23 protein-coding genes and 1 pseudogene are annotated in these 23,136 nt (G+C 38.5%); 8 read left to right on the plus strand and 16 right to left on the minus strand.

The annotated features are described in order from the left end of the window. Nucleotides 1-37 precede the first annotated feature (37 nt). From M3206_RS09905 to M3206_RS09920, 4 genes are all read right to left on the minus strand, one after another. Nucleotides 38-2,158, minus strand: a complete 2,121-nt coding sequence (locus tag M3206_RS09905) for a YhgE/Pip domain-containing protein (protein ID WP_251312363.1) — start codon at nucleotides 2,156-2,158, stop codon at nucleotides 38-40. 225 nt (nucleotides 2,159-2,383) lie between these two features. After that, nucleotides 2,384-2,719: a spore coat protein gene (locus M3206_RS09910; protein ID WP_251312364.1), complete on the minus strand. Its 336-nt coding sequence runs from the start codon at nucleotides 2,717-2,719 to the stop codon at nucleotides 2,384-2,386. Nucleotides 2,720-2,735: 16 nt separating this feature from the next. Further along, nucleotides 2,736-3,035 carry a hypothetical protein gene (locus M3206_RS09915; RefSeq protein WP_251312365.1) on the minus strand — a complete coding sequence of 100 codons (300 nt, stop codon included), beginning with the start codon at nucleotides 3,033-3,035 and terminating at the stop codon, nucleotides 2,736-2,738. Between the two features lie 444 nt (nucleotides 3,036-3,479). After that, nucleotides 3,480-4,670 carry a M14 family metallopeptidase gene (locus M3206_RS09920; RefSeq protein WP_251312366.1) on the minus strand — a complete coding sequence of 397 codons (1,191 nt, stop codon included), beginning with the start codon at nucleotides 4,668-4,670 and terminating at the stop codon, nucleotides 3,480-3,482. Nucleotides 4,671-4,970: 300 nt separating this feature from the next. Here M3206_RS09920 and M3206_RS09925 point away from each other — a divergent pair, with 300 nt between their 5' ends. After that, nucleotides 4,971-5,330, plus strand: coding sequence for a DUF4383 domain-containing protein (locus M3206_RS09925; protein ID WP_251312367.1), 360 nt, complete (start codon nucleotides 4,971-4,973; stop codon nucleotides 5,328-5,330). Between the two features lie 86 nt (nucleotides 5,331-5,416). Here M3206_RS09925 and M3206_RS09930 read toward each other — a convergent pair whose 3' ends face one another. Beyond that, nucleotides 5,417-5,602, minus strand: coding sequence for a hypothetical protein (locus M3206_RS09930; RefSeq protein ID WP_251312368.1), 186 nt, complete (start codon nucleotides 5,600-5,602; stop codon nucleotides 5,417-5,419). A 131-nt stretch (nucleotides 5,603-5,733) separates the two neighbouring features. Here M3206_RS09930 and M3206_RS09935 point away from each other — a divergent pair, with 131 nt between their 5' ends. Beyond that, nucleotides 5,734-6,618: a formate/nitrite transporter family protein gene (locus M3206_RS09935; protein WP_251312369.1), complete on the plus strand. Its 885-nt coding sequence runs from the start codon at nucleotides 5,734-5,736 to the stop codon at nucleotides 6,616-6,618. Between the two features lie 98 nt (nucleotides 6,619-6,716). Further along, complete coding sequence (locus tag M3206_RS09940) at nucleotides 6,717-7,622, plus strand: DMT family transporter (RefSeq protein WP_251312370.1); 906 nt, start codon at nucleotides 6,717-6,719, stop codon at nucleotides 7,620-7,622. A 50-nt stretch (nucleotides 7,623-7,672) separates the two neighbouring features. Here M3206_RS09940 and M3206_RS09945 read toward each other — a convergent pair whose 3' ends face one another. The 4 genes and pseudogenes from M3206_RS09945 to M3206_RS18990 form a co-directional block, all read right to left on the minus strand. Further along, nucleotides 7,673-8,407, minus strand: a complete 735-nt coding sequence (locus tag M3206_RS09945) for an amino acid ABC transporter ATP-binding protein (protein WP_285876886.1) — start codon at nucleotides 8,405-8,407, stop codon at nucleotides 7,673-7,675. Nucleotides 8,408-8,418: 11 nt separating this feature from the next. Beyond that, the gene (locus M3206_RS09950; protein ID WP_251312371.1) at nucleotides 8,419-9,078 is read right to left on the minus strand and encodes an amino acid ABC transporter permease; all 660 of its coding nucleotides are present in this window, start codon (nucleotides 9,076-9,078) and stop codon (nucleotides 8,419-8,421) included. A gap of 82 nt (nucleotides 9,079-9,160) precedes the next feature. Further along, complete coding sequence (locus M3206_RS09955; protein WP_251312372.1) at nucleotides 9,161-9,946, minus strand: transporter substrate-binding domain-containing protein; 786 nt, start codon at nucleotides 9,944-9,946, stop codon at nucleotides 9,161-9,163. A gap of 213 nt (nucleotides 9,947-10,159) precedes the next feature. Further along, a pseudogene (locus M3206_RS18990) lies at nucleotides 10,160-10,435 on the minus strand (ATP-binding protein); the annotation flags it as partial. Nucleotides 10,436-10,624: 189 nt separating this feature from the next. On the opposite strand from M3206_RS18990, the gene M3206_RS09965 reads away from it, so the two are divergent. Beyond that, nucleotides 10,625-10,975, plus strand: a complete 351-nt coding sequence (locus tag M3206_RS09965; protein ID WP_251312373.1) for a hypothetical protein — start codon at nucleotides 10,625-10,627, stop codon at nucleotides 10,973-10,975. 140 nt (nucleotides 10,976-11,115) lie between these two features. Here the strand turns inward: M3206_RS09965 and M3206_RS09970 are convergent, their stop codons facing one another. Next, nucleotides 11,116-11,421, minus strand: coding sequence for a hypothetical protein (locus M3206_RS09970; protein ID WP_251312374.1), 306 nt, complete (start codon nucleotides 11,419-11,421; stop codon nucleotides 11,116-11,118). A 132-nt stretch (nucleotides 11,422-11,553) separates the two neighbouring features. Between M3206_RS09970 and M3206_RS09975 the strand changes: the two genes are divergently transcribed. From M3206_RS09975 to M3206_RS09985, 3 genes are all read left to right on the plus strand, one after another. After that, entirely contained in the window at nucleotides 11,554-11,982 is a 429-nt protein-coding gene (locus M3206_RS09975; protein ID WP_251312375.1) for a hypothetical protein, read from the plus strand. Continuing rightward, nucleotides 11,982-13,538, plus strand: coding sequence for an anti-sigma-I factor RsgI family protein (locus M3206_RS09980; protein ID WP_251312376.1), 1,557 nt, complete (start codon nucleotides 11,982-11,984; stop codon nucleotides 13,536-13,538). The genes M3206_RS09975 and M3206_RS09980 overlap by 1 nt, the downstream gene beginning before the upstream one ends. A 104-nt stretch (nucleotides 13,539-13,642) precedes the next feature. After that, nucleotides 13,643-14,416, plus strand: coding sequence for a potassium channel family protein (locus M3206_RS09985; protein ID WP_251312377.1), 774 nt, complete (start codon nucleotides 13,643-13,645; stop codon nucleotides 14,414-14,416). Between the two features lie 26 nt (nucleotides 14,417-14,442). Here M3206_RS09985 and M3206_RS09990 read toward each other — a convergent pair whose 3' ends face one another. From M3206_RS09990 to M3206_RS10000, 3 genes are all read right to left on the minus strand, one after another. Beyond that, nucleotides 14,443-14,847 (minus strand): YugN-like family protein, encoded by a 405-nt coding sequence (locus M3206_RS09990; RefSeq protein WP_251312378.1) that lies wholly within the window; start codon nucleotides 14,845-14,847, stop codon nucleotides 14,443-14,445. 147 nt (nucleotides 14,848-14,994) lie between these two features. Beyond that, on the minus strand, nucleotides 14,995-16,344 hold the full coding sequence (locus M3206_RS09995) for a glucose-6-phosphate isomerase (protein WP_251312379.1): 1,350 nt from the start codon (nucleotides 16,342-16,344) through the stop codon (nucleotides 14,995-14,997). Between the two features lie 321 nt (nucleotides 16,345-16,665). Continuing rightward, nucleotides 16,666-17,829, minus strand: coding sequence for an iron-containing alcohol dehydrogenase (locus M3206_RS10000; RefSeq protein ID WP_251312380.1), 1,164 nt, complete (start codon nucleotides 17,827-17,829; stop codon nucleotides 16,666-16,668). 194 nt (nucleotides 17,830-18,023) lie between these two features. Here M3206_RS10000 and M3206_RS10005 point away from each other — a divergent pair, with 194 nt between their 5' ends. Continuing rightward, nucleotides 18,024-18,260 (plus strand): DUF378 domain-containing protein, encoded by a 237-nt coding sequence (locus M3206_RS10005; RefSeq protein ID WP_251312381.1) that lies wholly within the window; start codon nucleotides 18,024-18,026, stop codon nucleotides 18,258-18,260. Nucleotides 18,261-18,306: 46 nt separating this feature from the next. Here M3206_RS10005 and yugI read toward each other — a convergent pair whose 3' ends face one another. The 3 genes from yugI to M3206_RS10020 form a co-directional block, all read right to left on the minus strand. Next, the gene (gene yugI, locus M3206_RS10010) at nucleotides 18,307-18,717 is read right to left on the minus strand and encodes a S1 domain-containing post-transcriptional regulator GSP13 (RefSeq protein ID WP_251312382.1); all 411 of its coding nucleotides are present in this window, start codon (nucleotides 18,715-18,717) and stop codon (nucleotides 18,307-18,309) included. A 78-nt stretch (nucleotides 18,718-18,795) separates the two neighbouring features. After that, nucleotides 18,796-20,712 (minus strand): asparagine synthase (glutamine-hydrolyzing), encoded by a 1,917-nt coding sequence (gene asnB, locus M3206_RS10015; RefSeq protein WP_251312383.1) that lies wholly within the window; start codon nucleotides 20,710-20,712, stop codon nucleotides 18,796-18,798. A 300-nt stretch (nucleotides 20,713-21,012) separates the two neighbouring features. Next, nucleotides 21,013-22,395 (minus strand): class II fumarate hydratase, encoded by a 1,383-nt coding sequence (locus tag M3206_RS10020; protein WP_251312384.1) that lies wholly within the window; start codon nucleotides 22,393-22,395, stop codon nucleotides 21,013-21,015. Nucleotides 22,396-23,136: the final 741 nt, after the last annotated feature.

Here is a 23,136-nt window from a genome sequence, read left to right on the forward strand (position 1 = left end):
ACCTAACAATTTGTTGGTCTGGCTTCCTTTTTGTTTTCTATGCTGTTACACCTGTATCCTGACTTTGTGCTCTGTCTCTTTTGAAGATAAACACCACAAATGATAGCAGAGCAGAAACGATGAGGAATGTTAATAAGATACTCATGTTGGATACAGCAGCTCCAAAATCGTTTAACGAAATGACCGATTTGAAACCTGCGATTGAATAAGTAAATGGCAGGAATTGACTAAGACTTCTATAATTTTCTGGAAGCATCTCGATCGGAAGGTTTGCTCCTGTTATGGAAAGCTGCATGATGACAAATCCTAATGCGATAAACCGTCCTAAGTTTCCGCCTAACGCTGTTAAGAATAGAACGATGGCAGAGAAAGTTAAACTAGCAATAAGTGTCATGAAAATCAATCCACCAAAATTAGTTACATTGACTTTTAAAAGTAAGACTACGATTAAAAGCAAGGTTGCCTGAACAACAGAAAGGGATGCTAGATGTAGAAACTTTACTGTAAACCATTTAAAACTTGAGATAAACGGCGGTCTTTTAAAATCAATAAACAGAGACATGATCAAGATTCCTACAAATAACGCAAGTGTCATTACATAAGGCGCCGTAGAGTCTCGATAGTGTTCATATCCATTTACCGTTTTGCTCTTTAACTTCACAGGAGAGGCAAGCATATTGATATTATCTTTGTCATTCATCCCTCCTGTTTTATCCGCACCTGATTTAAGACCAGATGAGAGTTTCTCACTTCCATCGTTAATTTTTCCAGCTCCATCATTGAGCTTAGTCGCACCTTGGGACAGCTTCTTCCATCCCTCATCCACCTTCGCATTTCCATCTGATATTTTACCTGCTCCATCATCTAATCTTGTGACTCCCGCTATTAATTCATTCCATCCTTTATCTACCTTTGCATTTCCATCTGCAATCTGAGCCGCTCCAGATTCAAGCTTTCCTGCTCCTTGATTAAGTTTTGTCTGCCCTGCCACTAGCTGATTAAGTCCATCATTCAGGGCTACGGTACCTGGTGCGACCTTGTTAGCTATACCATCCGCTACCGATTCTGCCCCTTCATTCAAAGCGACTGATTTTGTGGAAAGATTATCTAATCCGCTTGATATCTTTTTTGCTCCATCAATAATTTGCTGATAATAGGGTCCGATATTTACAGTTGGATTAGCTTTCTTATATTCTTCAAGTCCTGCCACTAACTTTTGTGCACCAGCTGCAAGTTCCGCAGAACCATTCTTAAGCCTGCCTGTCCCGTCTGCGACCTTTCTGCTTCCGGGAACTAGTCGTTCCGCCACACCATTCTTAAGTTCTTCACTGCCGCTTTCCGCTTTTTGAAGGCCGGCAAGGATTTGTGATGATCCATCCTTTAGACTGATCGTCCCTTCGTGCAGCTGTTTTGAACCATCTGCTAATTTGTTTATATCACCAGATTTTTCATTAAGCGTATTTAATAATAGTTCTGTTCCACTTTTTAAATCCTTTGTTCCATTTGCAAGTTTTGTAATATCTGATTGTTTGGAGGTTACAGAGTTTAAGAGCTCATTCGTTCCTTTATGTAGCTGATCGGTTCCGGCAGCGAGCTGTGATGAACCATCTGCAGCCTCTCCGAATCCATCCGAGACTTCACCTAATATATTCGCAGCATAGCTTTCAGTGATCGTATCTGCCAGTTTTTCACGCATTTTTTGCGCAGCCGTTTCCGTTACTTTCGAAGCCAAGAAATTTAGCCCTTCATTCTGGATATACTCTAATTCAAGCTTTTTGGGATTTGAACCCGTTACGGTTGTGACTCTTTTAGAAAAATCCTCAGGGATGATAACGGCCATATAGTAATCGTTCCTTTGAATCCCTTTCATGGCTTCCGCTGAATCAACGAATTTCCAGCCAAGGTCTTTTCCTTCTTTCATGTTCGCTACTAGATCACTGCCCACATTGATCGGCTGATCACCTGATAAAGCCCCTCTATCATTATTAACTACTGCAACAGGCAAGTTAGAAAGGTTGTCATACGGTCCCCAAGTTGCCGATAAAAGAATTCCGCCATAAACAACTGGCACCAGTAAAGCTGCGATCACGGAAAAAAGAATAGCTTTATTGGCAGCAATTTTACTGAACTCTGCGGAAAGCAACTTCAATATATTCATTTAGAATCCCCTCCAAGTGGATGTAAGACATAAAAATGAATGAGTCACCATTCATTTAATTATCATAATATTCAAATAATGATTAGAAAGCTAGTCCATTGAAAAAAACACTTATTCTTTACTAGTTAATCCTAAACAGAAAGTAGTATCTTAAAGGACAACTCATGTAGGCAAAAAGTATAAAAAAAGGACGATCTCCTAAGATCATCCTACCGGTTCATTATATTATTGAGTTGGGCCTTGATGCGGAAACTGATTCATATAATTTGTAAATTGCTGATAGGTTTGTTGCATTTTTTGTGCATCCGCTGCTTCAAGTGCATACCAACCCTTTTTGAACATCATATTGTAAAGTTCTCTTTGCATATTTTGCGTTTCATTAAAAACCGCAAGCAGATCCTGATAGAGAGCTTCATGGCTCGCTTCATTCAAAGCGACTGAATACGAATCTGTCATATACTTTTCATAAGACAATACATCATTTATAAAATCCCGGTCATTCATTTCTGGCGTTTTGGGAACCGGAGACTCAGGATTTTGAATTTTATTAGGCTGATTCATTCTTTTTAGCTCCTTTCTAGCTTTGTAAATTAGATTGAGTCTGATTCATAGCTGACTGTTGAGGGGAGATATGTCCAATGATTTTTTGATAGTGACTTTCATGCATACGGCATACTTTTTCTAATGTCATTTTCACTTCAGGATCTTGACATTGAGATGCCATAAAATGGGCTTTTTTCATTCCAAGCAGATTCCATGAAAGCATATCCCTTACATAATTAAGATCTTTTCCTGTGATCACCTGCGGCGGGTTTTGATATACAGGCTGTTGCTGCTGATTTTGCATCTGATTCTGATTTTGATTCTGTTGCTGCATGAACAAATAACCTCCTTCATATTTTTACCATATTAGATTTCTCTACTTCCTTGAGATTATTCATGTTTTGTAGAACTGGCCAAGATTTTTTGCTCCGTTTTTCTCTAAAAAAGCGGGAATTCTTACCTATAATGAAACTTGGCTGATGCCAAGTTGTACGCATTTAGCCTTTGGGTAGTATGAAAGAAAATTCTATGCACTGTTCTGATAAGGTCTATGGATAAATGTTCGACTTCTATGCACAAAAAGGATAAGTCTATGCACTTAAAATAAAGCGCTATGCACAGAACGCTTTTCTATGCATATAAACTTGACTTCTATGCACCGTTTGAATGGTTCTATGCACATCACACACATCGAAAAGTTTCTCGCACTTATAACCACTACTTGATCTCTTCATCCACAAAAAACAAGCAGCCATCAGCTGCTTGTTTTAGCTTGTTTTTATTTTAAAATCCACTTAGGCCCAAGTATGGTTTGTATGCGATAAAAGTTCCCGAAGGAAGCATTCACTTTATATGTTCCTGGATACAGACTCGCGGCGGCCATTTTATGATTATTGTTTGGGCGGTCATGAAGCGGTACTTTTTGTGTTAGCGTAATGGTTTTCGAAAGTGAAGTGATTCGCTTTTCCCATCTCTTATCCCCTTCGATCGCCATATAAAGACCTGCTTTTTTATTACGGTTCCATTCTTCTGAAAAAACTGAGAGCGGTGGATTCGTTTCACCAGGATATGGAGCAAGTTCGAATGTAAAACCAGGGCGGTTGTATGTTTGAATGAACCAATCTTTATATCCGCCTCCACTCGATAAATTCGTGTCAGGTGGAATTAATCGGTATCCTGTCATTCCCGAAAGTGTTGTCCCTAATGTTTTATCCCCTTCGTATGTATTGGTGCCATAGTTAAAATGATAATATAAAATTCTTCCTGCAGTATGATAAGAGGTTGTAATTTCAGGATCGACTAGAGTTGTAAGAGCCGTGATCGCTTTTGTTTCATTCGTCTGAAGTGGAGTTTTGCCTTTATAGTCTTTGTAATATGGAGCTTTTGCATTATTTTCGATTTCTTCCCATCGCGCTGGATACTGACGATTTAAATCGATGCCTTGCGCATTTGATTTCCAGCGTTTGAAGTTTTTGCTTCCACCGTTCATTTTTATCAAGTTGGCATGTGCTGAAGACGGGAAGGCTGACAATCCTTTTTGTTGAAGAGTGACGCCATCTGGATTCGTCATCGGAACGAACCATATGGAAGTGTTGTTCAAAACATGTGAAACATTGTATCCGTCCATCGTTCCATTTAATTCATACTTCTCACTGTACTGATCGATCATCTCCATCACAATATTCGTGGTGAGCCATTCCCGAGCATGGTGTGAAGCGTTATACAGGACAGTTGCATCCCCTCTGCCAAGCTTTACTGCCCATATGTCTCTTCCATATGGTGTTTTACCAATGGAACGGTATTGAACCAAGCCTGGATATTTTTGTGCAAGAGTTTTAATGTCACTCGTCATGGTTTCATATGTATACGTTTGGTTCGGATTGACATAGCTTTCCGCTTGGGCTTTATCGCTTATAACTATTATTCCAGCTAACATTACAGCCATAAATAGACTTAGTCTCTTTTTCAAATCTTCATCTCCTTACAAAATCTATAATTATTTGAATATATTAAAATTATATCGAGGAGAGGAAAATTCTGCGCATGAGTTTAGTCGTCATTAATGTTTCAATTTGTTTACTTAATCTAAGCCCATACTCATGAATAATTGGTAATATTCATACAAAAATGAAAATATAAGGTTCGCATTGGAATAATAAGGTTTGCATTCTCAAAAATTCATTTAACAAATATTATACATTAGGTTTACAAAGGGTACCTTTGTGGAAATAAATGTTTATAATGCTATTTGAAAGTAGGAGGAATTAAGATGGCAAATAAGTTTGTAAAAGTTTTAGGTATCGTATTTCTTATTTTAGGTGTTATTGGTTTCGTATTTCCTATGGAAGGATTATTTCATCTGACACCGATCCATAATGTGATCCACCTTGTTTCTGGTATTATGGCTCTAGTTATGAGTACGAGTGAAGCAAAAAGCATCCTCTATGCCAGAATCTTTGGTGTTGTTTACCTTTTAGTAGCTATAATAGGTTTATTCACACACGAATTTGCAGGAATCATGTTTATGGTCGCAACCAACATTCTGCATTTCGCAATTGCTTTTTCATCTTTATATGTTGGATTTAGACCTCATGCATCGGCAGCTGCTGGGCATACAGCATCCAGATAACGATTTTATTGCAAGAAAAAGAGGAGTCCGCATACTAAAGCGGACTCCTCTTTTCTATATATCGAATCATATAAGTTCAACTAAGTTCAACGTTTCTTTTTATCCGTTTTGAATTCTTCTTCAAAGAAAAAAGTACTAGGATGTTCACTAACTTTGTAGCAATATTTCTTCATATGTTTTACATATTGAAATTTCGAGATCGTTAAGGATTCACCTGTTTTTAAAACGGTTACTGTATCCCCTTGATTAAAAATGTTCCCTGATCCTTTCAAGTGAGCACTTCCCTTCCTCTCTATTCTACCATAAATCATGGATGAGCATTAGATTAGATTTAAAATAGTTTCTGGTCCTCTCGTTTTGGGAAGAGTAATAAAATAAGTATGATGAAATATGAGGGAAAATAATGAGAATAAACAAAAAGAAGACACCAGATGTACCCGATCGGCAGTATTTTTTTCCTGCTCAAATTATTGAGTATTTTATCGAAGAAGGTAAAGAATCCTTAAAGATAACGAACTTAGCGCAATTTATTTTATCTTTTATGGCGGGTGCATTCATTGCATTTGGAGCCCTTGGTTCCGTTCTTTTATCTATGGAGGTTCATTCACATGGACCTTATAATTTGTTATCTGGCGTTGGATTTGCCATTGGGTACGCCATGATATTCTTATCTGGCTCCATCTTATTTACGGAAATTAATGTTCTGCTTCCAAGTTACATTTTACAGAGCAAATATTGGCTCAGCAGAAAAGTTTTGCGTTTCTGGGGAATTTGTTATATTGGAAATTTCTTGGGCGCACTTTTTGTGGGATTATTACTGAATTTATCCGGCTCTCTTGATAAGGACTTTTACGACGGACTTCTTAAATTCATGGAAAAGAAGATGGAATTTACAGAGCGGGGAACGTGGGGATGGTTTCAGGTTCTTTTCTCTGGAATACTCGCAAACTGGCTTATCGGTATAGCGGCTGTACTCGCGACCGCTGCTCGGGATGTGACAGGAAAAATCTTTGGCATTTTATTACCGGTCATCATTTTTGAAGCAGGAAACTTTCAGCATGCTGTAGCAAATATGGGTTACTTCAGTATCTCGGTCCTTGAAGGGTTTGAGTACAGCTGGTATGAGTTCATCTTGCTCAATCTGGTTCCAGCTACCATTGGAAACCTAATCGGTGGCGGAATACTAGTATCACTTCTCTTATCTTTTGCTTTCAAGGATGATATTGATGAAGATATCATTCAAGATGATAATGAAACTGAAAAAATTTCTGAGAAAGTTCATAAGTAGCATACCAGAACGCACCTTCACTGTCATATACAGTGAAGGTGTTTTTTGTTAAAGTTCAAATAGATACTATTTTATCATTCAAAGGATGTTTTATTAGGATGTCATATCAAACTAAAATTGCATTTCTATTTGTGGCAATCGGGGCGTCTTTATGGGGAATCATTGGATATTTCGTTAAAGAGCTCGCTGAGATCGGATATACCCCTTTACAAATTGTTTTTTTACGTGCCATCAGTGCATTTATTTTCTTTTTTTTATGGATTATCTTTTACCGCCCTGGACTTTTAAAATTACAATTAAAAGATATATGGTATTTTTTCGGTACAGGTGTGCTGAGTGTTTCCTTTTTTAACTGGTGCTACTTTACAACGATTCAACATTCTTCTTTGGCCATCGCAGCAATCCTGTTATACACAGCTCCAGTTTTTGTTTTGTTGATCTCTCTTTTTGTTTTTAAGGAACGGTTAACATGGCAAAAGATAACGGCGTTGTTCATTACTTTTTTAGGTTGTATGTTTGTTTCCGGTATTTTTTCAGGAAATTTTTCCGAGCTTTCTTGGACAGGATTACTAACGGGACTCGGAGCGGGATTCGGTTATTCCCTCTATAGTATTTTTGGGAAACTGGCATCGAAGACGTACAAAACCTTAACGATCAGTTTTTACACCTTTTTGTTTGCGATGATCGCATTATTTCCTATAAGCGGGATAACTTCGTCGGAAACGGTTGCTTTTCATTCACATGCACTCTTATACACAGCAGGACTTGGGTTATTTCCAACGGTTCTGGCTTATTGGTTCTATACACAAGGGTTAAATCAAGTGGAAGCGAGTAAAGCGTCAATCGTTTCGACTGTAGAACCCGTTGTTGCAACTATCATGGGACTATTCCTTTATCAAGAATCCGTGACATTGATTCAGGTTACAGGTATTTTGCTTGTACTAAGTGCCGTACTGCTTATACAAGAAAGAAAAACGAAGCCAGTGATGAATACTTCCTTATAAACTCGGTTGGCAAACGAAAAGGGTGCAGCACAATGCTGCACCCTTTTCTATTAAAGAATGGAACTTAAGAAGTCTTTTGTTCGTTCCTCTTTTGGATGATTAAACAGTTCAGATGGTATTCCTCTTTCCCAAATTTGACCGTCATGCATGTAAACCACTTCATCCGCTACTTCTTTGGCAAAGCCCATCTCATGAGTCACAACAACCATTGTCATTCCTTCTTGAGCAAGTTCTTTCATCGTAGCTAATACTTCACCGACTAGTTCAGGGTCTAGAGCTGATGTTGGTTCGTCAAATAGCATGATGTCGGGTTTCATGGCAAGTGCTCTAGCAATAGCTACCCGCTGCTTCTGCCCCCCGGACAGCTTAGCAGGATAGACATCTGCTTTATCCGATAAACCTACTTTACCAAGCAAGTTTCTGGCATTTTTTTCAGCTTCTTTCTTATCTTCATTTTTCACCATAATTGGCGCTTCCATTACGTTTTCAAGGACGGTTTTATGAGGAAAAAGGTTGAAATGTTGAAATACCATTCCTACTTTTTGGCGTACCTCATTTAAATTATGTGTTTTCGGATCAATTTCTTCTCCTTCGATCACAATTTTACCGCCGTTCTTAATTTCCAAAAAGTTAATACAACGTAATAGCGTACTTTTCCCGGATCCACTAGCACCGATCAATACGACAACATCACTCTCATTAACATGTAGATTAACTTCTTTTAAAACTTCTAAGTCACCGAAGCTCTTTTTTAGGTTCTCGATTCGAATCATTTCTCTTTTCATATTGTCTCCTCCTATTCCCCAGCTGAAAGTTTCTTTTCCAACATATTAACGAGAAGAGTGAAAAGAAGGACTAGGACTAGATAATATAAACCAACAATGATTAAATAAGTCATCTCATCAAACGTTCTCGACCCTTGTGTAGTCGCAATACTGAATAGCTCAGATAGAGCGATAAACGAAGCCAAGGAAGAATCTTTAAGTCCGATGATGAATTGATTTCCAAGAGGAGGAAGTGCACGTTTGAAGGCTTGCGGCAAAATGATTCTGCGCATTGTTAAACCATACGGCATTCCTAAAGAACGGCCGGCTTCCATCTGTCCTTTGTCTACAGATTGGATTGATCCTCTGAATATCTCTGCTATATAAGCACCATTATGCATAGCCAGACCAAAAGCTGCCGACCAGAATGCGGAAATTCCTAGTTCAGCTAAACCAAAATAAAAAATAAAGATCTGTACGATTAGTGGTGTTCCGCGGATTAGTGCGATATAAATGTTCGCGATCCAATTGAGTACCTTGATTCCTGATATTTTAAATAGAGCAAAAATGAGTCCGATTCCAGTTCCAATCAGGATGGAAATAACGGTTAGTTTTAAAGTTATCCATAGCCCCTTCATGAAGAGAGGATAGCTTTCTATTAGAACATCTAGAATATGTGCTATATCAAACATGCAGTTTTCTCCCCTTCTTATCTCTATTCTCTTTTAAAAGAAAACCGTCCTGCACTATTGTCATGCGGACGGCTCACATAGGTTATTCAGGCTTTTGTGTGATATCAGCACCGACGTATTTCTCACTAAGCTTTTTAAGCTCTCCATTTTCTTTGAGCTTCTTTAACGCTTTATCAATAGCTTTTAAGAGTTCTTTATCTTCTTTTTTAACAGCAATCGCTTGTTCACTTGTTCCTAACTGTTCTTTCTCTACGATTTTAAATCCTTTTTCAATCGCTTGTTTACCCGTAACTGCATCCGTAATTACGGCATCATGTTTTCCTTCACTCAATGCACGTAATGCGGTTGCATCACTATCATAGTTTTTAATCTGATTTGTAAAATCCTGCGCAGATTTTTCATAGGTAGAACCTTTTGAAACAGCAACTTCTTTTCCTTTTAAATCTTCTTTCGTCTTAATATCACTGTCCGGTCTCGTAAAAATGACAGGACCTGAATAATAATATGGCTCGCTGAAATTCACTGCTTTTTTACGTTCGTCAGTGATTGTATGACTCGCCACTGCTGCGTCAAAACGATCTGCCTTTATTGCAGAAACAGCACCATGAAACTTGAACTTTTCAGGAACAGCCTTTAATCCTAGTTCCTTAGCAACTGCTTTACCTACTGCAACATCAAATCCGGTTAATTCACCGTTCTTATCAACTGAACTGAATGGAGGAAACTCTCCCGATACAATAAAATTAAATTCTCCTTCATTCTTCAACTCTGGGCCACCGTCACTTGATTCACCGCTGCCGCATGCAGCCAGTACCATCATTGAAAAAATGACTGCTAAAATACTAATTTTCTTTTTGATATCTTTCATTCTTATCCTCCTTGAAATCCCGTTTAATAGGTTGCCCCTACATGACAATGGTAGCATGAAAAGTGATATTTCTCAATTTTCCGCAAATTTACAGCGATAATAATGTAATTCCTCCCAAGCTCCTATGCGTTATTTACCCATTTCAAAATAGACTTAAACACCTAGTTAGCAAGCAAAAAAACCGCTCTTAGCCTCGGCTGAAGAGCGGTTTTTTTATGGTAATAGTTTAGTAGGCAGCAAAACTGTGACGGTAGTGCCAAAGTCCAGCATACTTTCAAATGTGATATTCCCCTGATGGTTCTCGATTATTTTTAAGCTTACCATCAACCCTAAACCAATTCCTTTTTCTTTATTTGAATAAAAGGGTTCTCCTAATCTTGCAAGTCGCTCTTCACTGATTCCAGCTCCTTCGTCTGTTACTTTTACAAATACATAACCCTCATCAAACGTTCCGGTTTCAATCGTAATTGTTCCACTATGCGACATAGATTTACAAGAATTGTATTTTCTCTATTCTTCTATTAAATACAATTAAATTTCAAGTATTATTTTTGTAGTTCTGATTTGTTTTATTGAAATAGAGGTAAAAGCAAGTATAGTGTTATTTAAGAAGGGATTCGGTATGAAATACATAAGAAGTTAATAGTTTAATAAAAACGGCTTAATGGAGGTTTTATGATGTTCCTTTTTACTATTATTTGTTTAACAGCTTTTTATCTATTGACCAGAGAAGACACATTACGGTTTAAACAGATCACCTGGTCAGCCTATGGGGTCATCGATGTAACCTTTTTAATAGGATTTCTTTCGATACAACCAGACACTCCTACATACGTATTCTGGATACAGTTATTCTTTCTTCTCCTTTCAGCACCTGTCTTGATCCTCGTAGTACGAAAGCTTTGGGAGCAAAACAAAAACATGCCTGCGTGGGTTAAGTACACCGTTTCTATACCTGTATCTCTTCTTTTCGTTGTAACCCTGTGGTTCTGTTGGCACATCTTTCCGATCGTTATGTATATTTTTTAAACTTGGTTGGTAATTGCATTTGAAGGATATTAAGCTGATGTATAGAGGCAGATAAACAAGCACCTGATGGATTACTAATCCATCAGGTGCTTTTATCGTTTTGATATCTAGATAGTGTGCGCTCCAAATGCACAAAATGGTTATTTGTCTTTGTCTGGGGTCTGTCCCCCCTGCATCAGTGAGAGGACTTCTTTGACGATGGTGTTGATCTTTTGGTCGATGAAGTCGCTTCCGAAGGTTTCTTTTGCTTCCTTAATAGCCGCGATGACCTCTTCCTCATATTCAATAAGTTCTTCATCATCTTCTGCTTCATTATATAAGTCAATCATGCTGTCGAGCCCTTCTTGCATTCGATCGATGGCATCACTGTATTTTTCTCGGTCTTCTTTATTATATTTCACGTTTATCACCCACTCATCAGTTTCTCCATCTCTTATTACTATCAAACTCCTAATATTTGAGAGACGTGACTTTTTTCTCTATTTTTTCTCGCAAAAGTATACTATAATAATTTGGTTATTATTATCTTGAAATATATTATTTTACATAAATAAAATGTAAAGGAAGGAGGGGCAAAGTTGATTCGCCGATGGTTTACCAAAAAGCAGAAATCCCCGCAGCCTATACAGGACGTTCACACCGCTGAAGTAGCGGCAGGTTTATGCACAAAAGCTGCAAACCCAGACCCTGTTAGTGAGATCACTCATTTTAAAAGCAGATTAAAGGATTTCGGTATTGAATTTAGCCAGTTAGCAGTTAGTACACCTAAAGAAACTGAAAATAGGCTTCAAGCGATTCAAGTCGCAGAAGAAATCGCAGCAGATCCTGAAATGAGAAACTACTTTTTAACATGGAAACGTTTGCCCCTACTTCATGATGAGCAATCACAAGTTCAAAAACTCACCATGAAAAGGCAGCGTGAATACATAACCGCACTAACCTTAATTTTCATTGAAAATTACCAAGTGTTAATGCAATATGTGCCAGGCACGGGAGGAAAACACTAATGAACAAAGCGATTATTGTAGAAGTGAACAGCCGCCACCTCATTGTTCTGGCTGAAGGCGGAGAATTCAAAAAAATCAAGAATACGAATCAAAATTATACAGTCGGTCAAGAGATCTCAATTCCTGTTTTACAAGAGGAGAAAAGTTCTTTCTTCTCTGTATTTATTAATTGGAAAACGGTAACCGCAACTGCTTTAGCCATCTTCTTATTATTCTTCCAAGTATTTTCTCCTTTACCAGGATCAGGAGCATATGCTTATGTAGGAATGGAAATGGACCCAAGCCTCGAACTTGAAATAAACGAAGCCATGAAGGTTCTTGATATTTCTACCTACAATGAACAAGGTAAAAATGTTCTTGAACACATGGGTGAATGGAAGAATAAAGAGATTGGCTATGTGACCAACCTTATCTTTGAAGCTTGTGAAAACCTCGGCTATCTAAAAGCACAAGAGGAAGTTCTTATCACAACAACTCTTTCTGAAGATATTCCAGAGGATAAGGAAAAGGAAATGAAAAAACGAGTCAATGAAGTCATGAACGTTACAGCAAAAAAGAAATCCGTTGAAATGACAACAATCGTTATGAGTTCAGAGGAACGTAAAAAAGCAAAAAAAATGAATATCTCACCAGGCCGTTATGCTATTTATACAGCAGCAAAGAAGTCTGGCATTAAAATCAGTGCAAAAGAGGTATCCACTAAAACCATAAAAGAAATCTCTGAAAAGGTTGGACCGATCAAGGAACTCTTAGAAGAAAACGCTGAAACGATTACAGCTTCAACTCACACTGAAGAAATCAATCAAGTATACGAACCGCTACTTCCTATTCTAGATGACAAGAAAGAAGCGAAAGCAGAAAAAGAAACGTCTGTTTTACCGGTACAGGAAAAAGAAAAGACCATCCGTAAAGATCAGTCATCAGCAAAACCTCAGAATGCTCGTTCTGTTGTTGCAGCGGAACCTAAAAAAGAAAAACAAGCTCAAGAACCTGCTAAACAAGATCCTGCAAAAAAGGAAGAAAAGCCAAAGAATCCACCGTTAACGGCAACAGCACCTGGAAAAGAAAACACCGTACAGCGACCGGTTGCACCTAAAGATGTTCCTCCGGCAGCTGTACTTCCAAAACAGGAAAAACCAGTTGTTGAAGAAAAGCCACATAAGGAAAAACCTAAAGAAGAGAAACCGGTTGAAGAAAAGCCTAAAGCTGAGCCGCAGCCATCTGAGCCAAAAGAAACTGTTCCTGAGAAACCAGAACCAACAACAAAACCAGGAACAACAGAATGGATCTATATTGAAATCGTCCTTGATAACTTGGTGATTACAGTAAGGATCAAAAGTGATGCTCATGTAGTAAAAGACGAGATAAAGAAAGAAATTTTAGCTATTATTAATCAAAATCATTTAGCACTACAAAATCATCCTTTGATCGCTTCCACTGAGGAAGTAAAAAATTCATCCATCAACGATCAAACGATTACGAAGACCGCTTCAGAGGAAAAACAAACTGAATCAGAAGAAGCCATTTCTGATTGCACTTTCCATAAAGCATCGTAATGAAAGAAAACTCCGGATCATCTCCGGAGTTTTCTTTTTTTCCGTTGGATTATTCGTATAAGGCTCTCCATATTGGCAATAGTGATAATAGAAGGAGGGTGCACATGCCCAAAATGTATCAGACCTATTTAAGACTGCCTATGTTGGTTCGATTAGTCATCATACTGATGCTGATCTTATATTTGAGCGCAATCTTAGCCCACTTCTTAGAAAAAGAGACTTTCCCAACCATTTTTGAAGGCTTTTATTGGGCTGTTATGACTGCAGGAACAGTAGGTTATGGCGATTATACTCCCCATTCATCAGTCGTAAGAGTGCTTTCGATATTTCTTGTGTTTACAGGCGGGTCCTTTTTAGCTTTCACGACTGTACACTTTGCAAGTGCTGTCGTAAAAAAAGAAAATCGTTATTTTGAGGGGAAAAATATGACTAAAAGTAAAAACCATTATATCGTTGTTGGATGGAACGAACGTGCACGGAATACGATCTATGCCCTTTTGGAGAATAATGAAATGAATGAAGTGGTTTTAATGGATGACTCCTTATACTCGAATCCGTTATATAAAGAAGGGGTTCATTTTATTCAAGGAAAAGCTAGTGAAGATGGTAGTTGGATGAAAGCTAATATTCAGCATGCACAGATCGTTCTTATTACGGCAGACGCTAATTTAAGAGAAAGTGATGCGGATATGAACACGATCCTATCGATTCTAACGGCCCGCGGATTAAATGAAAAAGTTCTGATTCATGCGGAAATACTAACTTCTGAACAATCATCTAATGCAATAAGAGCGGGAGCCGATCATATCATACAAACTTCCAACCTGGCCGCTAACGAGATGGTTAATTGTTTATGTAATAAACTCATGCAAAAATAGATAGGCAAACTTTGCCCATCTATTTTTTACTTTAATAACTGTGCTTCCACTTTTTGAACGAGTTCTTTCGCGATGCCGATCCACTTTTTATCAATGGTAGCATCAGGATCTTGGGGCTCTGCAAATTGATTAACACTTCCAGATATATTCCCTGCCTCAGCATGATCATCCAGACCGATCTGATATTTATGGGCCAACAAGAACGGCTCACCCATTTGAATCGTTGTATCTCTTCTATCCAACTCCCCTTCAACAGCTATAAATGGAATTCTTAGAAAGGTATAACCTACTTCATCATCAAGTTTATAATCAAAATATCCATGGTCATAATCCCAATTGCCTCCATACGAAAAGCCCATTTTCTTAAGAACATCTTCCGCTTCATTCAAGGCAATGAATTCATTTTCAAGTTTGCTTTTTATCGGTTTCATATTCACCCTCCTTCTTTTCTAATGCTTAGCCTTTCCAAATTATAGATAGATTATAAAAAATCATCGTGTTTCTCATATATATGAGTATGAAGAAAACTCTTTTATCACAACAAAAAAAGCCTGGCCGTTTGACCAGACTTTTCATTCTTATAAACGCTTTTCGAGTTCTTCTTTTTCTTTTTCAAATCCAGGTTTACCTAATAAAGCAAACATATTTTTCTTATAAGCTTCTACACCCGGCTGGTCAAATGGATTTACACCTAAAAGATATCCGCTGATCGCACATGCTTTTTCAAAGAAATATACCATGTAGCCAAAGTGGTACGGAGACATTTCTGGAATGTTCACAATTAAGTTAGGCACTCCACCGTCTGTATGTGCAAGCAGTGTACCTTGGAAAGCTTTCTTATTAACAAAGTCCATCGTTTGATCTGCTAGGAAGTTTAGTTTGTCCAAGTTTTGATCATCTTCTTCAATCGATATTTCTTCACGTGCGGAATCTACATAAAGAACGGTTTCAAAAAGATCACGGCGCCCTTCTTGCACATATTGTCCCATGGAATGGAGATCTGTTGTAAAGTCAACCGATGCAGGATAGATTCCTTTGTAATCCTTCCCTTCACTCTCTCCATAAAGCTGTTTCCACCATTCAGAAACATAGTGAAGACCCGGCTCATAGTTAACCATAAGCTCAATGGTTTTCCCTTTGTTGTATAAGGCATTTCGAACGGCAGCATATTGGTAAGCGATGTTTTCTGAAAGGTTCGGATTATTAAAATCTACAGAGGCATCTTTAGCACCTTTCATCATTTCCTCAATGTTAACTCCGCTTACAGCGATCGGTAAAAGACCAACAGCTGTTAATACGGAATAACGTCCGCCAACATCATCGGGAATAACAAATGATTCATAACCTTCTTCGTTTGCTAATGTTTTTAATGCGCCTTTTGCTTTATCTGTCGTTGCATAAATGCGTTTGCGAGCTTCTTCTTTTCCGTATTTTTCTTCTAGGAACTTTCTAAAGATACGGAACGCGATAGCAGGCTCTGTCGTTGTACCAGATTTAGAGATCACATTAACAGAAACATCTTTATCTTTTAGGACATCAAAAAGTTCTTTTACATAAGTAGAGGAGATGTTTTGTCCAGCAAAGAACACTTGTGGAGTCTTACGATCTTCTTTTGATAACAGGTTATAGAAAGAATGATTTAACATTTCAATCGCTGCTCGTGCTCCAAGATAAGAGCCACCGATTCCAACAACGATCAATACATCAGAATCACTCTTGATTTTTTCAGCACTTTTAACAATTCGGCTGAACTCTTCGCGGTCATAATTCTCAGGCAGATCGACCCAACCTAAAAAGTCATTGCCTGCACCTGTCTTTTCGTGAATTGCCTCATGTGCTGATTTCACAGCTCCCGCGAGGTAATCTACTTCATGCTGCCCAATAAAAGAAAGGGCTTTGCTATAATCAAAACTAAGTTTCTTTGTCATATGTACGCCTCCTAAAATCAATCATTTATTCTTTCACTTTATACTTAGCTACTCATCAAATCAAGAAACCTCATCTATGTAAACGGTTTCGTTATAAAAGACGAAATATTCTATACTTTTATACGGATATTTTTTAGTTGTTTTGCTGCCGGAGATATCCTTGTCCTGCGGCCGAGTGGGACAGGTGAGACGCCTAATGGCGCAAAGCGAAAGGAGGCTCACTGCCCGCCCCGCAGAAGCCTGCAACCTGGAGCGGAAATCAACCACTAACTTTAAATTAACAAACATCCTAATAAAAAAGAAGGGACATATCCCCTTCTTTTATAATGACATTTTTAAAATGTTTAATACGTCTTCTTTGTTTTGTTTTTTGAAGTTTCCAAACTCGCCTCTAGCCATTGCTTTATCGGCTATTAGGTCAAGTTTCGAGTCATCGATGTCGTAGTCCGCTAGTTTGTTTGGTGCACCTAATGATGTCCAGAAAGCTGATAAACGGTCGATTCCTTCTAAAGCGACCTCTTTATCTGATTTCCCTTCTGTTTCAACGTTAAGTACCCGAACAGCTAGTTGCTTAAATCTTTTTACATTCGTACCTATATTGTGTCTCATCCAATTTGGGAAAAGAATAGCTAAACCGCCAGCATGGGGAATGTCATAGACAGCAGAAACAGCATGCTCAATATTATGGCTGCCCCAGTCTCCTCGAAGACCCATTTGCAGTGTTCCGTTTAGCGCCATGGTTCCATTATAAAGAATGGTCTCACGGAGCTTGTAATTTTCCAGGTCTTCTAAAAGGCGAGGTGCCGCTTCCATAACTGTTATTAGAATAGATTCCGCAAAACGGTCTTGCAAAGGTGTATTCTCAGTATTATGGAAGTATTGCTCTAACACATGTGACATCATATCCACAATTCCGTAAACTGTTTGATCTTTTGGAACAGAGAACGTGTAAGTTGGATCCAATATGGAGAATTTCGGGAACACTAATGGGCTTCCCCAGCCATACTTCTCTTGGGTTTCCCAATTAGTGATCACAGATCCTGAGTTCATCTCTGAACCTGTAGCAGCCAATGTAAGAACCGTCCCAAAAGGAAGGGCTTCCTGCGGCTGAGCTTTTAGAGTAATGAGATCCCAAACATCACCGTCATATTTAGCTCCTGCTGCAATTGCTTTGGTGCAATCAATAACACTACCGCCACCTACAGCCAATAAGCAATCAATGTTATTTTCTTTACAAAGTTCTACGCCTCTTTTTACAGTGGAAAGCCGGGGGTTAGGTTCTACTCCAGATAACTCACTGACTTCCATTCCTATCTCGTTTAACTCACTCATCACATCATCATATAAACCGTTTCGTTTTATGCTTCCTCCGCCATATACGACGAGTACTTTATTACCGTAACGGCCAAGTTCCTCTTTTAATGCCTTGATTTGATTCTTACCGAATACTAGTCGGGTAGGGTTATAGTATATAAATTCGTTCATTATCCTATCTCCTCCTTACAGTGCTTAATCCGTATTATGGTTGACTTTGCTAACAAAAGTAAAGTAATCCGCTTACCGAATATTAGGATGTATCAACATGGCTGGTTTCATCCCTTGCATGTCAGGGTATGTATAAATATAGTTAAAATTTGGCAAGATAAGGTAGTATTTATCAATGAATTGGAGGAATTCAAATGAGTGGATTACAGCGATTTGCGTTAGCCTTAGTGATCATTGGAGCTATTAATTGGGGCTTAATCGGATTTTTCCAATTTGACCTTGTTGCAGCTATATTCGGCGGGCAAGACTCTGCTTTAGCACGCATTGTTTACGGCCTGGTTGGTCTTTCTGGTTTGTACTGCTTAACTCTATTATTTAAACCGTCAGGGGAATTAAGCGACGAAAGAACTCCTGAACATACTCGCGTGTAATCATGACCTATAAAAAAAACCTCTCAAAATGAGAGGTTTTTAAAAATTACTTCTTAAGACGCTTGTTAAGTTGAGCTTGACGATCTGTTGACTCTTTCAACCAGTCTTTAAGCTTAGCTTCAAGTGTGTTGAAACCTTTGTTAGCATCTTGATTGTTGTTGCTTGTATTTTTCTTGTTGTTGAAACCACCAGGACGGCGTTCTTTTTTCGGTGCTGGTGCTTCTTGTGTTTGTCGGATGGAAAGTGAAATTTTCTTGCTGTCTTCATCAACAGAAAGAATCTTTACTGACACAACGTCGCCAACACTTAAAGCGTCATTAATATCTTTAACAAAGCCATGAGAAACTTCAGAAATGTGCACAAGACCTTGTACATTATCATCTAATGCAACGAACGCACCAAAAGGCTTAATGCCTGTAACTTTACCTTCAACAATGCTACCTACTTCAAAATTCATGAAAACACTCCTAACTATTTTTTAACCTGTTAAGTATAACATAACTATACAGGACAAGCAAAACTAATAAATGGAGTGTTATCGTCCAGTTAATGTTAATTCTTGCTCGATATTTGAATGGACCTTTTCGTTCTTTTCAAAATCGTATCTTTTTTCAATATTGATTTGATGCCATAGCATGAACATCAATACAGTCCATATCTTTCTACTGTAATCTCCTCTTCCCGCTACATGTCCTTCAAGCAGCTGAATCACCAAATCTTTATTAAGATATTGATCGGTCTCACTCGAATGGATCAATTGTTTAGCCCAATCATACAATTCATTTTTCAGCCAATGACGGATTGGAACAGGAAATCCTAATTTTCTTCGGTGTAGAACTGAATCAGGTACGATACCCTGCATCGCTTCTCTCAAGGCATACTTCGTCGTTCCATTTGTTACCGTTAAATCAGGATGAAGCCTTGAAGCCACCTTGAAAACTTCTTTATCTAAAAAGGGTACTCGCAGTTCCAAGGAATGAGCCATGGTCATCTTATCTGCTTTTACAAGTATATCTCCTCTCATCCACGTATGGAGGTCGATATATTGCATTTTGTGTACATCATGGTACTCCACGATTTGATCATATAGAGGTCTCGTTACATTTTTATATTTATAAGCGGATCGATACTCTTTTAAAAGTTTACTCTTTTCGCTTTCCGAGAACATTTTTGCGTTACCGATATAACGTTCTTCAATCGACATGCTGCCCCGCTCTAAGTAGCTTTTTCCTTTGATCCCTTCAGGAAATATACTTGCAATAGCCGCTAGTCCTTTTGAGATTCCTTTTGGCATGGAAGACAAGTGACGTAAAGAGTGCGGTTCATGGTAGATGTTATAACCCCCAAAAAGCTCGTCAGCTCCCTCACCTGATAATACAACCGTTACGTGTTTAGCTGCTTCACGTGCGACAAAATACAAAGGAACCGCTGCTGGATCGGCAACTGGATCATCCATATGCCAGATGATTTTCGGAAGCTCTCTTATATACTCATCAGGTTTTACAATATAGTGGATGTTCTCGACGTTTAGTGCTGCTGCTGTTTGGACGGCCACATCGATCTCACTGAAACCTTTTCTTTCAAATCCTACTGTAAAGGTTTTTAATGATGGATGAAGTTCGCTTGCCAGTGCTACAATGGCACTTGAATCTATACCGCCAGATAAAAAAGCCCCAACCGGCACGTCTGAACGCATGTGTACTTTGACTGAATCGCGCAGGACTGAGCGAATTTCATCTTTCGCTTCTGCTAGTGCCATATTTTTCGGACTGAATTTTGGCTTCCAATAAGATTTGATCTTTAAAGGTCTGCCTGCTTTTTTAACAAAATAATGGCCGGGTTCGAGTTTTTTGATTCCCTTCGTTAAGGTCATCGGTTCAGGTACGAATTGATAGGTTAAATAATGATGGAGTGCTTCAGCATCAATTTCCTGCTCTTGTTCCACGAGCGTGATGCTCTTCTTTTCAGAAGCGCAGTACAGACCATCTTCATCTTCTAAGTAAAAGAAAGGCTTGATTCCAAAGGGATCGCGTGCGCCAAAAAGCTCTTTCGTTTCTTTATCCCAGATTAAAAATCCGAACATCCCTCGAAGTTCTTTCATCGCCTCTTCGCGTCTTTCACTAAAAAGCGCGAGTATGACTTCCGTATCTGAATGAGTTTTAAACTCAAAACCTTTTTCTTCGAGGTCTTTTCTTATTTCAACATAATTATAAATTTCCCCATTAAAGATGATCCAATAGCGGTCATCTTCATACGATAAAGGCTGTTTCCCGCTTTCTAAGTCGATGATACTTAGGCGGCGAAAACCAAAACGGACATATTGATCAACAAAGTGCCCACTATCATCCGGACCCCTATGTTTGATGATATTTGTCATCTGTATTAATTTTTCAGTTTCCTGCTGCTCAACCGTTTCAGGTGTATTTAACATATATCCAATAAAGCCGCACATTTTAACGTTCCTCCCAAACCTGCAGTTCCAAGTTAAAGTTTTTCATAGTTCCCCAAGGCAAAAAGGTTTACCAGTATATTAAACAATTACCTTTATTTGAGAATTACCTCTTAATTATAACGCCTTTTTTTAACTATTCACTACATTTTTGTTAAATAAATGAAAAACAAGGAATCTGTACTATATTTGTCGAGAAAAACAAAAAAAGGTTACATGAATTAGAAAAATCTTTTTTTAAATGATTGCAGCTTTTAAAATATATCTGATATGTTGTTGGGAGCAGAATACCACTTTTAAAGATTAAATCATTAAGTTAGGATCTAAAACTCGTTCTGCTTCTTCTGGTGTAAACCCTTCTTTTTCAATCAAAAGATCTTTCAATGTTTTTCCTGTCTCAAAACTTTCCTTTGCTAGAGCTGCCGCTTTTTCATAGCCAATATGAGGGTTTAATGCTGTGACAAGAGAAAGACTTTGCTCAAGCCAACCTTTGATCCTCTCCTCATTAGCTTTGATATCCTTCAAGCATTTATCTGTAAACACATTCATCCCATTGCTTATGATCGTAATCGATTGCAGCACATTGTAACCAATTACAGGCATCATCGGATTGATTTCAAGCTGGCTTCCTATCGCAGCCGTCGTCACACAGGAATCGTTGCCAATAACCTGTGAACAAATCATATATAGATTTTCTAAAATAACCGGGTTGATTTTTCCTGGCATGATTGATGAACCTGGCTGGACTGCCGGTAATGTTATTTCTGCAAGCCCCGTTTTCGGTCCGCTGCTCAACAGACGCAGGTCGCTAGAGATTTTGATGAGATGAATTGCTAGTTCTCTCAAATGACTGCTAATACGGATGGCAGCATTCGTATTTTGCATGAACATATAGGTGTTCTCGCTTTGTGTGAATGGTAGGTTTGTCCGTTTCGCAATCTCCTTAATGGCAACAGCGGCATATTTTTCATGCGCATTAATTCCCGTCCCAACGGCATTTCCACCCAGACCGAGTTCAAACAAATGCTTTTTAGCGTCATTTAACGATTTTTTTACTGAGAGAACGGCTCCTTTATATCCTTTAAATTCACTCCCTAGCCTGATTGGCACGGCATCCTGCAAATGAGTCCGACCTGCTTTGACAACAGAATGAAACTCTTTTTCTTTTTGTCCCAAGACTTCTAATAAGTGGTCAATTGCAGGATACAGAGTTGCATACAGCTGGTCTGCGATTGAGAGGTTTATAGCAGTTGGAATGGTGTCGTTTGTAGACTGTGACATATTTACATCATCGTTTGGATGAACGAGGCTCCAATCTCCTTTTTCCCCACCCAAAATTTCAGCTGCTCTTGAGGCAATCACTTCATTAACGTTCATATTTTGTGAGGTGCCCGCACCCGCTTGATAGACGTCCACTACAAATTGATCCTTCCATTTCCCATCGATGATTTCTTCTGCGGCTTGAATAATACTGTCTGCTTTTTTCGTGTCTAACACACCGCATGCTTTATTGGCTGCAGCTGCACTAGCTTTGATGATCGCCTGTGCTTTAATAAAAGAAAAAGGCAGTCTAAGACCGCTTATCGGAAAATTATTAACCGCTCTTTGTGTTTGAGCGCCATAATAAACCTCTTTAGGTACTTTTACTTCACCCAATGTGTCTTTAGCAATTCGAAATTCATCCACGTCCTTCACTCCTTTTTAATAGCCTCTTATGACTTGTATTCCCATCAGCCGAATGTATGTAATCCTATTTTCAATTTATTGACTAGCCTTGTCATGAACTTTGTTTTTAGATTGTATACGGTACGTGTTCTTTTATTTATTACACGTTCGCTGAGATTTCTTGAGTTACGCTCAAAAACGCCGAGTTACGCTCAAGATTCTCTCGCTACGCTCAAAATTACCCTTGTTTCGCTCAAAATCTCCATTTTCCGCTCAAGGTGACCATTTCTTAGAAACAAAACAGCATTTTACGCTTCTGAACAGAACAAAACCGCCATGAATCAGGCGGTTTTAAGAATGAGGCAAGGCTATCACCACAGCAGGTTCTTTTTTTATAAACTTATGCTCTGTTTTATAGCCTGCTTTTTTTTGTTTCATGAAGGTTCTCTTTGATATTGGACGGGGCCTTGACCAGGAAAGGGAGTCAAGATTTTTCCAATTATCATGAGTAATAATTTCACTTTTGTAATAGTAACAGTTTCCGCTAGTATACTCTTCACAAATATAGCGAACTGTTTGACGACTGTGCATATCATCTCTCCATTTTTTACTTCATTATCCCCGCATAGCCTTTCATTCATACTTGAAGCGAAAAAGGCCTGAAGACCCTACCTCCAAGCCTTCATCCCTCAATCTCTGGTGTTCCACCACCACCAGCCACCAAATATCAAGATGAGAATAAACAAGATTATTATTACGGCC

The organism is Fictibacillus phosphorivorans (genome assembly GCF_023715845.1).
Classification (GTDB): domain Bacteria; phylum Bacillota; class Bacilli; order Bacillales; family Fictibacillaceae; genus Fictibacillus; species Fictibacillus phosphorivorans_D.

Bases quoted from the DNA above. Each gene is read 5' to 3' on its own strand.
- M3206_RS09935 (WP_251312369.1), top strand. From the start codon at position 5,734: ATGAGAATAAACAAAAAGAAGACACCAGATGTACCCGATCGGCAGTAT.
- M3206_RS09925 (WP_251312367.1), top strand. From the start codon at position 4,971: ATGGCAAATAAGTTTGTAAAAGTTTTAGGTATCGTATTTCTTATTTTA.
- M3206_RS09940 (WP_251312370.1), top strand. From the start codon at position 6,717: ATGTCATATCAAACTAAAATTGCATTTCTATTTGTGGCAATCGGGGCG.
- M3206_RS09980 (WP_251312376.1), top strand. From the start codon at position 11,982: ATGAACAAAGCGATTATTGTAGAAGTGAACAGCCGCCACCTCATTGTT.
- M3206_RS10005 (WP_251312381.1), top strand. From the start codon at position 18,024: ATGAGTGGATTACAGCGATTTGCGTTAGCCTTAGTGATCATTGGAGCT.
- M3206_RS09990 (WP_251312378.1), bottom strand. From the start codon at position 14,847: ATGAAACCGATAAAAAGCAAACTTGAAAATGAATTCATTGCCTTGAAT.
- M3206_RS09910 (WP_251312364.1), bottom strand. From the start codon at position 2,719: ATGAATCAGCCTAATAAAATTCAAAATCCTGAGTCTCCGGTTCCCAAA.
- M3206_RS09945 (WP_285876886.1), bottom strand. From the start codon at position 8,407: ATGAAAAGAGAAATGATTCGAATCGAGAACCTAAAAAAGAGCTTCGGT.
- M3206_RS09995 (WP_251312379.1), bottom strand. From the start codon at position 16,344: ATGACAAAGAAACTTAGTTTTGATTATAGCAAAGCCCTTTCTTTTATT.
- M3206_RS09955 (WP_251312372.1), bottom strand. From the start codon at position 9,946: ATGAAAGATATCAAAAAGAAAATTAGTATTTTAGCAGTCATTTTTTCA.
- M3206_RS09915 (WP_251312365.1), bottom strand. From the start codon at position 3,035: ATGCAGCAACAGAATCAAAATCAGAATCAGATGCAAAATCAGCAGCAA.
- M3206_RS10000 (WP_251312380.1), bottom strand. From the start codon at position 17,829: ATGAACGAATTTATATACTATAACCCTACCCGACTAGTATTCGGTAAG.
- asnB (WP_251312383.1), bottom strand. From the start codon at position 20,712: ATGTGCGGCTTTATTGGATATATGTTAAATACACCTGAAACGGTTGAG.
- M3206_RS09985 (WP_251312377.1), top strand. From the start codon at position 13,643: ATGCCCAAAATGTATCAGACCTATTTAAGACTGCCTATGTTGGTTCGA.
- yugI (WP_251312382.1), bottom strand. From the start codon at position 18,717: ATGAATTTTGAAGTAGGTAGCATTGTTGAAGGTAAAGTTACAGGCATT.
- M3206_RS09965 (WP_251312373.1), top strand. From the start codon at position 10,625: ATGTTCCTTTTTACTATTATTTGTTTAACAGCTTTTTATCTATTGACC.
- M3206_RS09905 (WP_251312363.1), bottom strand. From the start codon at position 2,158: ATGAATATATTGAAGTTGCTTTCCGCAGAGTTCAGTAAAATTGCTGCC.
- M3206_RS09950 (WP_251312371.1), bottom strand. From the start codon at position 9,078: ATGTTTGATATAGCACATATTCTAGATGTTCTAATAGAAAGCTATCCT.